This window comes from Paraburkholderia sp. BGA-UO-ETr-F21 (assembly GCF_059567925.1).
The window spans coordinates 104633-117205 of record NZ_JCAQOY010000016.1 but is presented as its reverse complement, the minus strand read 5'-3'; the positions used below and the strand labels follow the sequence as shown (position 1 = coordinate 117205).

Annotated in this window: 10 protein-coding genes; all 10 read right to left on the bottom strand. The window is 60.8% G+C overall.

Going from position 1 to position 12573, the window contains the following annotated elements:
* Nucleotides 1–169 precede the first annotated feature (169 nt).
* Nucleotides 170–715 carry an ATP synthase subunit I gene (locus AC57B1_RS11525; RefSeq protein WP_091797852.1) on the bottom strand — a complete coding sequence of 182 codons (546 nt, stop codon included), beginning with the start codon at nucleotides 713–715 and terminating at the stop codon, nucleotides 170–172.
* A gap of 736 nt (nucleotides 716–1451) precedes the next feature.
* A complete protein-coding gene (locus AC57B1_RS11520) occupies nucleotides 1452–2342 on the bottom strand; it encodes a ParB/RepB/Spo0J family partition protein (protein ID WP_408479491.1) in 891 nt (296 codons plus the stop codon).
* Nucleotides 2343–2360: 18 nt separating this feature from the next.
* Nucleotides 2361–3152 (bottom strand): ParA family protein, encoded by a 792-nt coding sequence (locus AC57B1_RS11515; protein ID WP_091797847.1) that lies wholly within the window; start codon nucleotides 3150–3152, stop codon nucleotides 2361–2363.
* Between the two features lie 86 nt (nucleotides 3153–3238).
* Nucleotides 3239–3922, bottom strand: a complete 684-nt coding sequence (rsmG, locus tag AC57B1_RS11510; RefSeq protein WP_496417563.1) for a 16S rRNA (guanine(527)-N(7))-methyltransferase RsmG — start codon at nucleotides 3920–3922, stop codon at nucleotides 3239–3241.
* Nucleotides 3919–5877 carry a tRNA uridine-5-carboxymethylaminomethyl(34) synthesis enzyme MnmG gene (gene mnmG, locus AC57B1_RS11505; protein WP_496417562.1) on the bottom strand — a complete coding sequence of 653 codons (1959 nt, stop codon included), beginning with the start codon at nucleotides 5875–5877 and terminating at the stop codon, nucleotides 3919–3921. Before mnmG ends, rsmG begins: the two co-directional genes overlap by 4 nt.
* A 175-nt stretch (nucleotides 5878–6052) precedes the next feature.
* Nucleotides 6053–6805: an ABC transporter ATP-binding protein gene (locus tag AC57B1_RS11500; protein ID WP_177205050.1), complete on the bottom strand. Its 753-nt coding sequence runs from the start codon at nucleotides 6803–6805 to the stop codon at nucleotides 6053–6055.
* Between the two features lie 11 nt (nucleotides 6806–6816).
* Nucleotides 6817–8601: a branched-chain amino acid ABC transporter ATP-binding protein/permease gene (locus AC57B1_RS11495; protein WP_408479488.1), complete on the bottom strand. Its 1785-nt coding sequence runs from the start codon at nucleotides 8599–8601 to the stop codon at nucleotides 6817–6819.
* A 4-nt stretch (nucleotides 8602–8605) separates the two neighbouring features.
* Nucleotides 8606–9661, bottom strand: a complete 1056-nt coding sequence (locus AC57B1_RS11490; protein ID WP_496417561.1) for a branched-chain amino acid ABC transporter permease — start codon at nucleotides 9659–9661, stop codon at nucleotides 8606–8608.
* Between the two features lie 205 nt (nucleotides 9662–9866).
* The gene (locus AC57B1_RS11485) at nucleotides 9867–11027 is read right to left on the bottom strand and encodes an ABC transporter substrate-binding protein (RefSeq protein ID WP_091797828.1); all 1161 of its coding nucleotides are present in this window, start codon (nucleotides 11025–11027) and stop codon (nucleotides 9867–9869) included.
* Nucleotides 11028–11395: 368 nt separating this feature from the next.
* Complete coding sequence (locus AC57B1_RS11480; RefSeq protein ID WP_091797826.1) at nucleotides 11396–12562, bottom strand: ABC transporter substrate-binding protein; 1167 nt, start codon at nucleotides 12560–12562, stop codon at nucleotides 11396–11398.
* Nucleotides 12563–12573: the final 11 nt, after the last annotated feature.

Genomic DNA, 12573 nt, shown 5'->3' with positions numbered 1-12573 from the left:
AGCCACCCAAATTGTCGAAAATCGTCTCAGGCCGTTCCCGCTGCAATTCTGTATTGCGGGAACACGCCGGGTGCGGACCGTGTCATATCCGCACACCTGTTGCCGGCGCTGCGCGCCGGCCTGAATTTTTTGCTGCTACTTTTTTGCTGCCACTTTTGTTGCTGCTACCTTAGCGCCAAGCCAAGGCAATCCAGTACGTCTTGAGCGCGATGAGGTAGGTCACGAGCAGCGGAACCCAGCGTACGTCGTGATACCAGAAGGCGATGGCTACGAACATCGCGATCGTTGTCCCCATTTTGAGCGCTTCGCCGATCATCCAGCTCATGACTGTTTCGGCGCCGCTCAGCGTTCTAAGCCGTGCCGCGAACAACGCGCCCGGCACCCAGCAGATCGCTCCCCCCAGGAACGCGGACAGCGCAGCAGCGCCCGGCGGCTTGTAGAACAGCCACCACACCAGCGTAGCACCCAGGGACAAGGCCATTTGCGCTGCCACGACCTTGAAAGGCGTAACGCGCGATGGACGACTCACGTTGGGACCAAACAGCTTTTCAGCTTCAGCCCGCGTGAGCGGAACGATATTGTTATCTTGCTGCTCGACATCCCACGCTTCATCAGGTGTCGCTTGCTGACCGGTGGACGCAACGGAATCTTTGCGTTCAGCGCGGTGTTCGTCGTGCCCATTCTTCGGCGCTTGATTCGACGTTTTGACCGCCATCGCAGTGTTCCGAAAGTCTTGTTCCAGCCCGCGAGCTTACGCTGCCATTACGGGGTTGCCGTGCAATTAAATCCGGGCGATTGTAAGCGATAGTTGCAGGCAATTCAAGACTTTAGGCCGTTCAATAACCGGCGTGAAAAGCCTCCTCACGATGCGGGAACGGCTGCCTGGCGGTACGAAACACGTCAAATGTAAGGCTGTCGGGGGGCGTCAAATCATGCGGTTTGGATCGAGCGACTTTGCACTCGCCGACAGGTCGTTTAAACGCAGTAGCAGACGTCTCGAAAATGCAACAAACGCCGATTTTTGCCTCCGCAGGTGGACATACGGGTTGGCACCAGTTAGGCGGCGACTCGGCGCGAGCGTATTCGGAAGCTCGTGTGTCGATGACAAGAGGGATCGCCGTAATCACACCGCCGCACCGGATGAATGGGCGACCGCTCTCGGGAGACTTGACGCGAATCAGGCGGCATTGCAAACGCATCGGCGCCCGGCATCGTCGTAACAGACGCCAACAAACCAATATATCAGCGATCCTGATTATTTATCGCCGCATTTATTTAGGAATCCATTAAATATAGGTCGTTTGACATGCATCAAGTCAGGCCCAATCTCTATGTGTTTGCAACTCGCCGGGAAAGCTGCGGCGCCAGAGGCGCACAGCGCACCAAATGGCTTGCGATCGGCATTAAGCCTGATCGCAAGCCTTCGGTGCCGCTTACGTTCAACGCGCCGATCAGGCGGCGGTGGCGTTGCCGCGCAACCTCACCAAGATGCCTTCCAGCGCGTCCAGATCGCCGAAGTCCACCAGTACCTGCCCTCGCCCGCGTCGGCCGAGTTTGATCTTGACCGTCGCCGCCAGCAAATCCGACAACTCTTCTTCGAGTCGTCGCGTATCACGACCACCGTCCGGATTCGCACGCGCCTTCACTGCTGGCGCGGCTTTGGTCGTCGTCGTTACCAGCTTTTCGGTTTCGCGCACCGACATGCGCTTGTTGATAACCTGGTTGGCCAGCGTAATCTGCGTTGCAGCGTCGACGGCCAACAGCGCGCGGGCATGCCCCATGTCGAGATCGCCGGCCAGCAGCATCGTCTGTACGGGCGACGCCAGATTGAGCAAGCGCAGCAGATTCGACACGGCACTACGCGAGCGGCCGACCGACTCCGCCGCCTGTTCGTGCGTGAAATTGAACTCGTCGAGCAAGCGCTGGATGCCCTGCGCCTCTTCCAGCGGATTCAGATCTTCGCGCTGAATATTCTCGATCAGCGCCATCGCGGCGGCGGCCTGGTCCGGCACGTTCTTCACCAGCACCGGCACTTCGTCGAGACCTGCGAGACGCGCCGCGCGGAAACGCCGCTCGCCGGCAATGATCTCGTACTTGTCCGCGGAGACGGGCCGCACGAGAATCGGCTGCATCAAGCCCTGCGCCCGAATGCTGGCCGCCAGTTCCTGCAATGCGCCTTCATCCATACGCGTGCGCGGCTGGTATTTGCCCGCCTGCAACTTGCTGAGCGGCAGCACGTTCGGCGCACCCTCTATCGTCACCGCCTCGGTGATGTCCGCAGTGCCGCCAAGCAATGCTTCCAGGCCTCGTCCCAACCCCTTCTTTCTCGCTACTGCGTTCATCGTGCTTTCCCGATCCACTTAGGATGCCTGGGGCGCGTCATTCAATGCGCGCACCCGCTCAATCATTTCCGCGCCGAACTGCACGTACGCTTGCGCGCCGCGCGATGCCCTGTCGAACACCACGCCCGGCAAACCATAGCTGGGCGCCTCGGCAAGACGCACGTTGCGCGGGATCACGGCGTCGAACACCTTGTCACCAAAATGCTCTTTTAACTGATCTGAGACTTGCTGTTGCAACGTGATACGTGGATCGAACATGACGCGCAGCAGGCCGATCACTTTCAGGTCACGGTTGAGGTTCGCGTGCACCTGCTTGATCGTGTTGACCAGGTCTGACAAGCCTTCGAGAGCGAAGTACTCGCACTGCATCGGAATCACCACGCCGTGCGCGGCGCACAGGCCGTTGAGCGTGAGCAGCGACAAAGCCGGCGGACAGTCGATCAGCACAAAATCGTATTCGTTTTCGACTGCCGCGAGCGCGACCTTCAATTGACGTTCGCGGTTCTGCACGCTGACCAACTCGACCTCGGCACCGGCGAGTTCACGGTTCGCCGGGAGCACGTCGTAACCAACGGCTTCCGGCCGCACTCGCGCATCGGCCACCGCGACGCCATCCACCAGCACTTCGTAGACCGTGTTCGCGCAAGCGGCTTTGTCGATGCCGCTGCCCATCGTGGCGTTGCCTTGCGGGTCCAGGTCGATGAGAAGGACTCGCTGTCCCTGCGCTGCCAAGCTCGCGGCCAGATTGACTGTGGTCGTCGTTTTACCGACGCCGCCCTTCTGGTTCGCAACGCAGAAGATTTTTGCCATCGTTGGTGTGTCCCTTTTGCTGCTTGGATAAAGTGAAAATCGTCGGTGATACAGGGTGCGGCTGCATGACAAGCCTGAGCGCGCCGCTAGCTGCCGGCATCCACCAAAACCTTGATCAGGTGTCGCTCGGCGTCGAGCGACGGCACATTCAGCCGAATAACCTGTTCCACGTGGGCGCCCGCCGGCAAACGTTCGATCTCGCCGTCCGGGCGTACGCCCTTCATAGCCCAGATCGCACCCTGCTCCGCAACGAGATGACGGGCCAGTGTAACGAAATCCGCGAGTTCTGCGAATGCGCGCGAGACAATTACGTCGAACTTTGCCGGTACTTCGGCGCCCGGCTGCAAAGTCTCGACTCGGCCGGTCACCACCGAGAGATTCGCAAGACCGAGCTCCGCCTTGGCCTGAGCCTGGAACGCCGTTTTCTTATGAACGATGTCGTTCACCGTCACCGTCCACTCCGGCAAAACAATCGCCAGCACAATGCCCGGCAAACCGCCACCGGAGCCGACGTCGAGTACTGAGGACGGCCCGAGCGGAGCAAGATGCGGCACGATTGAAAGCGAATCTAGAATGTGCTGAATCAGCATCTGCCGCGGATCGCGGATCGCCGTGAGGTTATAGACGGCGTTCCACTTCGACAGCAACGCGACGTAGTCGAGCAGCTTGCCGAGTTGGCTGTCGCTCAGATCGAGGCCGAGCTCGCGCACGCCCTCTGCCAGCAGCGACGCCAACGCCTCCCTACCACTTCCCTTCTGGCCTACCGTCATTGCGTCACCGGCGTGCTGTCGGTGCCCAGCTCAGTGGGTTTCGCCGGACGACGACCCAAACCACGCTTCAAATGGACCATGAGCAGCGAGATGGCCGCCGGCGTAATGCCGGAGATGCGTGAGGCCTGACCAATGGTTTCAGGGCGGAACTGCGTCAGCTTCTGTCGCGCTTCGAAGGAAAGGCCCCGGACTTCCGCGTAATCCAATCCTTCAGGTAGACGCGTGCTTTCGTGCGCCTCGTTCCGCTCAATCTCTCCCGCCTGACGGTCAATGTAGCCCTGATATTTGATCCCGATCTCGATCTGTTCCTTGATCTGTGCAAGCAGAACGTCGTCTTCCGCCAACGTTTCAGGCGCAGCGCAAGCACCGGCACGCAACCCGCAAACACCGTCGTAAGACACACCCGGGCGGCGCAGCAGATCCGCCAGGCTGTATTCGTGATCGATTGGCTTGCCGAGCAAAGCCGTCGCCTCGTCAGCCGATAACGTCTTAGGATTGACCCACGTGGTGCGAAGGCGCTCTGTTTCACGTGAAACAGCGTCGCGTTTGCGGCTGAAGGCATCCCACCGAACATCGTCCACCACACCCAGCTCGCGACCGATCTCAGTCAGACGCATATCCGCATTATCTTCGCGAAGGCTCAGGCGATATTCGGCACGGCTCGTAAACATGCGATACGGCTCCGACACGCCACGCGTAACCAGATCGTCGACCAGCACGCCAAGGTAAGCCTGATCGCGCCGAGGGCACCATGCTTCCTTACCTTGCACGTACAGACCCGCGTTGATCCCGGCCAGCAAACCCTGCGCGGCGGCTTCTTCATAGCCAGTCGTGCCGTTGATCTGACCGGCGAAGAACAACCCGTTAATGACTTTCGTTTCCAGCGAAGCCTTCAGTCCACGCGGATCGAAGTAGTCGTACTCGATCGCATAGCCCGGCCGGAGGATATGCGCATGCTCCAAGCCGCGCATCGAACGCACCAACTCCAGCTGGACATCGAACGGCAGGCTTGTGGATATCCCATTCGGGTAAAACTCGTTGGTGGTCAGCCCTTCAGGCTCAAGGAAGATCTGATGCGATTCCTTCGATGCGAATCGGTGGATCTTGTCCTCGATCGACGGGCAATACCGCGGCCCCACCCCTTCGATCACGCCCGTGTACATCGGCGACCGATCGAGGCCGCCGCGAATGATGTCGTGCGTCCGTTCGTTGGTATGCGTAACCCAGCACGGCACCTGCCGCGGATGCTGCTCAACACGCCCGAGAAACGAGAAGACCGGCACCGGATCCAGATCGCCCGGCTGCTCTTCGAGTTGGGAAAAGTCGATGGTGCGGCCGTCGATACGCGGAGGCGTCCCGGTCTTCAACCGACCTTGCGGCAACTTCAATTCCTTTAGACGCGCCGACAACGACACGGACGCCGGATCACCAGCACGGCCCCCCGTATAGTTGTTCAAACCCACGTGAATCTTGCCGTCGAGGAAGGTCCCAGCCGTCAGCACCACCGCGCGCGAACGGAAACGGATCCCCACCTGCGTGACAGCGCCAACCACTCGGTCACCTTCCACCATCAGGTCATCAACCGCTTGCTGGAACAACCAGAGATTCGGCTGATTCTCCAGCCGATGCCGGATAGCCTGCTTGTACAGCAAACGGTCGGCCTGAGCGCGCGTCGCACGGACGGCCGGGCCCTTCGACGAATTCAGGATGCGGAATTGAATACCGCCCTCGTCCGTCGCGGCCGCCATTGCCCCGCCGAGCGCGTCGACTTCCTTGACCAGATGGCCCTTGCCAATACCGCCAATCGACGGATTGCAGCTCATCTGGCCGAGCGTTTCGATGTTGTGGGTCAGCAGGAGCGTCGTATTGCCCATGCGTGCTGAAGCTAACGCGGCTTCCGTGCCGGCATGACCGCCGCCGACGACAATTACGTCAAATTCTGTGGGAAAGAGCATCGCGGATCTCACGCCAGATCATCGCGTGAGCCTTTCAAAGGAAATGTATGGGCGAATTATAACGGGTTCGGTTTAGGCCCGAATTTCGTCCGAACGGCCAACCCATAAAAAAAACGGTGTGTTTCACGTGAAACACACCGCTTTAATCGTCGGCGATCAGCGTAGTGCGGGAGCGTTACGCCACTTTTTTGGCCAGCCCAAGGTACGTTTCGATCACGCGCGGATTCTGCGCCAGGTCTGCCGCCGGCCCTTCCAGCGCCAGTTCGCCCGTCTCCAACACATAACCGTAGTCGGAGATTTGCAACGCGGCTCGGGCGTTCTGCTCGATCAGCAGCGTGGCTACGCCGGTCTGCCGCAGCGCGCTGATGATGTGGAAGATTTCTTTTACGATCAGCGGCGCAAGGCCAAGACTCGGCTCGTCCAGCATGAGCAGATCGGGCTTGCCCATCAATGCTCGGCCCACCGCAAGCATTTGCCGTTCACCACCCGATAAGGTGCCGGCCGCCTGCTTGCGGCGCTCCTTCAGTCGTGGAAACAGCGTGAAAACTGGCTCAAGTTGGTCGAGAAAGTTGCGCTCCCCTGCCCGCTTGCGACGGTAAGCGCCGAGCACGAGGTTGTCCTCGACCGTCATCGAAGCAAACAGCTCGCGCTTTTCCGGCACAAGGCACATGCCGCGCGCGACACGTTTCTCGACCGGCACGGCGCTGACATCTTCGCCTCGATACACCACGGCGCCCTTCGCATGACCCGTGGTCGGCAGTGCACCCATGATCGCGTTCAGCAGCGTGGACTTGCCCGCGCCATTCGGGCCGATCACCGAGACGATCTGCCCAGCCCGCACCTTGATCGCCGCGCCGTGCAGCGCCTCGACCTTGCCATAGCGGACCGACAATCCGTCTACGTCGAGAATGGGATCAGCAGCATTCATCGTGTTCTCCATCACTCCACCCCACCGAGATATGCTTCCAGCACAGCCGGATCCTGTTGTACGTCTTGCGGCAAACCTTCCGCGATCCGGGTCCCGAACTCCATGACCACCAGCCGGTCGGTGAGATTCATCACGAAATCCATGTCGTGCTCAACCAGCAGCACGCTCATGCCTTCCGCCTTGAGGCGACGCAGCAGATCGGCCAGCTGGAGTTTTTCCTGATAACGAAGACCGGCGGCCGGCTCATCCAGCAACAACAGCGTCGGGTCGCAGCACAATGCGCGTGCGATTTCGAGAATCCGCTGCTGCCCCAAGGCAAGACTGCCCGCCTCGTCATACATGTGCTGTTCCAGGCCGACGCGGCGAATCTGGCGCGCGGCTTCGGCCATCAAGCGCGCTTCTTCCGCGCTGTTCAGGCGCACGACGCTACGCCATACGCCCGCTTGCCCCCGCAGATGTGCGCCGATCGCGACGTTCTCGAGCACCGTCATCCCCGGCAGCAGCTTGACGTGCTGGAAGGTGCGGCCAATCCCGCGCTTGACGATTTCACGTGAACTCAACGAATCGATTCGTTCGCCACGGAACTTGATCTCGCCACTGGTCGCTTGCAGCACGCCGGTCACGAGATTAAAGGTCGTCGACTTGCCGGCGCCGTTCGGCCCGATCAAGCCGATGATCTGCCCTGCTTTCACCTCAAAGCTGACATCGTTCACCGCGACCAGACCGCCAAATTGCTTGCGCGCCTTGTTCACCGTCAGCAGATCTTCACCGGCCTCCGGCTTGCTGCGCTGCGGCAACGGTTCGGCATGGTCGGCCAAATGGGCACGCGGACCCTTCGGGAAAAACCGCGCGACAAACGGCCATACGCCTTGGCGCGCGTACTGCAGCAGCAGCACCATCAAGATGCCGAATACGATCACTTCGAAGTTGCCGTTCTCACCCAGCAGCTTGGGTAGCAGCGTTTGCAGATAATCCTGCAACACCGTCAGGATCGCCGCACCGAGCACCGCGCCCCAGACGTGCGACACCCCGCCCACCACCGCCATGAACAGGAACTCGATACCGTGATTCAGTCCAAACGGCGTCGGGTTCACCGCGCGTTGCAGGTGGGCGTAGAGAAAGCCCGACACCGAAGCCAGCACCGCCGCGTAGACAAAGATCACCACGCGCATCCACCCGGTGTTCACGCCCATTGCTTCGGCCATCATGCCGCCGCCGCGCAGCGCGCGGATTGCCCGTCCCGGCCGGCTATTAAGCAGATTCTGAACGGAAATCACCGCACCCAGCACGACCACCCAGATCAGGTAATAGATATGGCGCCCGGACTCCAGGTTGATGCCGAAAACATTCAGCACAGGAATTCCGTTGATGCCGTCGTACTTGCCCAGCATTTCAAGATTGCCGAACAGGTAGAACAGCGCAAGCCCCCACGCGATCGTGCCGAGCGGCAGAAAGTGCCCGGACAGACGCATCGTCACCAACCCGAGCATCAACGCGATCAGGGCCGTCACCACCACGCCCGCGATCAGCGCGAGCCACGGCGAGACGCCGTATCGCGTCGTCAGATAGGCGGTCGCATAGGCGCCGATGCCGACAAACGCGGCCTGGCCAAAGCTCGTCATCCCGCCGATACCGGTCAGCAGCACCAGGCCGATCGCCACGATCGAATACAGGCCGATGTAGTTGAGCAGCGTCACCCAATATTCCGGCACGTGAATCGGTTGCGGCAATACGGGTAGCGCGAACAGCACAACGAGGAACAACCAGAAGAACTTGTTTTGCATGATCCGTTTCATCGCGTCACTCCTCGTCCTCTTCGGTGTGCGAGCTGGCAAGACTTCGCCAGAGCAGCACCGGAATGATCAGCGTGAACACGATCACTTCTTTATAAGCACTCGCCCAGAACGACGAATACGACTCCAGCAGACCGACCAGGATCGAGCCCGCAGCCGCCAGCGGATAACTGACGAGCCCGCCGATAATCGCCCCCACGAAGCCCTTCAAGCCGATCAGGAAGCCCGAGTCGTAGTAGATGGTGGTGAGCGGTGCGACGAGGATGCCGCACAGCGCACCGAGGCCCGCCGCCAGCGTGAAGGCGAGACGCCCCGCTTGCGTCGTGCCGATGCCGACGAGCCGTGCGCCGAGCCGGTTCACCGACGTTGCGCGCAACGCCTTGCCGGAGATCGAGCGGTCGAAGTACAGATACAGCGCACCGATCAACACGACCGCCGTGCCGACGACCCACAAGCTCTGCCCGGAGATCGACAGGCTGCCCACGTTGAAGGTCGCATCGGAAAACGCCGTGGTGCGCGAACCCTCCGCACCGAACATCACGAGACCCAGGCCGACCATCGCGAAGTGCACCGCCACCGCCACGATCAGCAGCAGCAGCGTGGACGCCTCCGCGATCGGCTCATACGCAAGCCGGTAAACATACGGTCCCATCGGAATCACGATCAGCAGCGTCAACGCGATCTGCGCGAACATCGGCAGCGTATGCATGAAAACGCCTTGCGTGAGCGCGTAGACCGCGATCGGAAACAGCAGGTATTTGCCGACCAGCATGACCAGCGTGCGCGCCGCATGCCGGCGCCGCTCGGGATGGCGAACCAGCCCCGCTACCTCGACGACGAAGCAGGCCGCGCCCATCGCCATCAGCAGCCAGCAGGTGGCCGGAAATTTCTGTGTCTGTAGCGCGGCGAGCGTCAGCGCGCCATACGAAACAAACTCCCCCTGCGGGATGAAGATCACCCGCGTCACGGAGAACACCAACACCAGCGCGAGCGCGAGCAGCGCGTAGATCGCGCCGGTGGTGATGCCGTCCTGCGCGAGGATCGCCGCAATTGATAGATCCATACTTCCTCGTCCTGAAGCGTCGTAATCGAAACTGGGAAACCGTCGTGGCGGCAGAACTCGCGGCCGTCCGCGGACCCGCAATGCCTGAAAAGGCGACCGCCGCGCCGGAACACGGCGCGGCGGTCGATGCCATTGTCATCGAACAGAATGGCAATGCGGCGTCACATGCCGCACGTTGCGCGAGAGGCGCGTACCGCTTTTATGCTTAGTCGTTCTGCAGCTTCCACTTGCCGTCGACGATCTGCACGATCACGCGTGCGCGCTTGTCGAGGCCGTTGTGGTCGGTCGTGGTGGTGTTCATGATGCCGTGCGAAACCGGCAGCTCCTTGATGTTCTCAAGTGCGCCGCGCAGTGCCACGCGGAACGCTTCCGTGCCCGGCTGCGCCGTCTTCAGCGCAACGGGAATCGCTGCTTGCAACATCTGGCCGGCGTCCCATGCGTGACCGCCAAACGTCGCCACCGAGCCCGCGCCATATGCTTTCTCATACGCCGCTTTATAGGCCAGCGACGACTTCTTCACCGGGTTCGAGTCAGGCAGTTGATCCGCCACGAGAATCGGTCCAGCCGGCAGGAATTCGCCTTCGCAATCCTTGCCGCACACGCGCAGGAAGTCGTTATTGGCGACGCCGTGCGTCTGGTAGACCTTGCCCTTGTAGCCGCGCTCCTTGAGCGTCTTGGCCGGCAATGCCGACGGCGTGCCCGCACCCGCGATCAGGACCGCGTCGGGGTTCGCGCCAATCGTCTTCAGCACCTGGCCCGTGACCGACGCGTCGGTGCGGTTGAAGCGTTCGTTGGAGACGATCTTCAGATTGTGCGCGGCGGCCGCAGCGGTAAAGACGTTATTCCAGCCGTCGCCGTACGCATCCGCGAAGCCGATGAAGCCCACCGTTTTCACGCCGTGATGCTCCATATAGTCGGCAATGGCGTCAGCCATCAGGCTGTCGTTTTGCGGCGGTTTGAAGGCCCATGCGCGCTTCGCGTCCATCGGCGAAATGATTGCCGCCGATGCCGCCAGCGAGATCACCGGCGTCTTGCCTTCGGAAGCCGCATCGAGCATGGCCAGCGAATTCGGCGTAACGGTCGAGCCGATGATCGCGTCGACGTGGTCTTCGTCGATCAGCTTGCGCGTGTTCTGCACGGCCTTGCCGGTGTCCGATGCGTCGTCGAGAACGATGTACTGCACAGTCTTGCCGCCGATCTCTTTCGGCAACAGCGCAATCGTGTTCTTTTCAGGAATTCCGAGCGATGCGGCCGGCCCCGTCGTAGAAAGTGTCACGCCGATTTTCACCTGGGCGAACGCCGCGCCCGCGCCACACATCAATGCCATGGCGATGCCGGTGCGTACCCATTGCTTTGTCTTTTTCATTGCAAGTCTCCAAACGCTTTGAAGCGCGTATCTGTAATCCGACTCACGGGCCGGGTGTCTGAATCTAGTTATCGGGTAGAGGCGTGCCAAGCATGGTTTTCCCTGCTCAGCGCGGATGCCTTCGCCGCTTTGGTGCCACTCCTTTGCTACGTACGACGGCTGCAAACTGCTGCGATATCCTGCGAACAAAACACTAACATGTTAGTAGTATTGCGTTCTGCATGAACGACGGTCAATAGACCGCAACCCAAATACGGGTTTGTCCTGAAGCCGCGCAACCACACTTTTTCACGTGAAGCGGACAATAAAAAAGACGCGTCAACTGCACGCGTCTTTTTCAATGAGGTTCCGTATCGCTTCGCCTTCGCTCAGTCGCCGGACAACTTCCACTTGCCGCCGACAATCTCCACCATCACGCGCGCCCGCTGGTCGAGTCCAGAATGGTCATTCGCGCTCATGTTGAAGATGCCGTGCGACGCGGGCATGTCTTTGGTGCTTTCCAGCGCTGCGCGCAACGCCTCGCGGAACGCCGGCGTGCCCGGCTGCCCCTTCTTCAGCGCCAGCGGAATCGCACGTTGCAGCAGCAAGCCGGCGTCCCATGCGTGGCCGCCGAAAGTCGATACCGAGCCGGCGCCGTAAGCGGTTTCGTACGCGCGCTTATAGGCGAGCGCGCTCTTCTTCACCGGATTCGAATCGGGCAGTTGATCCGCGACCAGCAACGGGCCGGCGGGCAGATAGGTACCTTCGCAATCCTTCCCGCACACGCGCAGGAAGTCGTTGTTGGCGACGCCGTGCGTCTGATAGTACTTGCCCTTGTAGCCGCGCTCCTTGAGCGTTTTCTGCGGCAGCGCAGCCGGTGTGCCCGCGCCTGCGATCAGCACTGCATCCGGATTCTGCGACATGACTTTCAGCACCTGGCCGGTCACCGAAGCATCATTGCGCGCGAAGCGTTCGTTCGCGACGATCTTGATCTTCGCGAGGTCCGCTGCCTTGCCGAATTCCTTGAACCAGCTCTCGCCGTAAGCGTCCGAGAAGCCGATAAACGCGACCGTCTTCACGCCGTGATTCGACATGTGCTGCGCGATCGCAGTGGCCATCAGAATGTCGTTTTGCGGCGTTTTGAAGACCCACGCGCGCTTCGCATCCATCGGCTCGACAATGCTTGCCGCGGCGGCCATGGAGATCATGGGCGTAGTGGTTTCGGCAGCGACGTCGATCATGGCCAGCGAGTTCGGCACGACGGTCGAGCCGATCAGCGCATCCACGTGATCTTCGCTGGTGAGCTTGCGGGTGTTCTTGACGGCCTGAGTCGAATCAGTGGCGTCGTCGAGCACGATGTATTCGATCTTCTGGCCCGCCACTTCTTTAGGCAGGAGCGCAATCGTGTTCTTTTCCGGGATACCGAGCGACGCGGCAGGACCTGTTGCCGACACGGTCACGCCGATTTTCACGTCTGCGAACGCATGGCCGCTCCATGCCGCAGTGATTCCAGTGGCGACCAATGCCGCGCTGATCCAACGCAATGCCGACTTCATCCCGCTCCTCT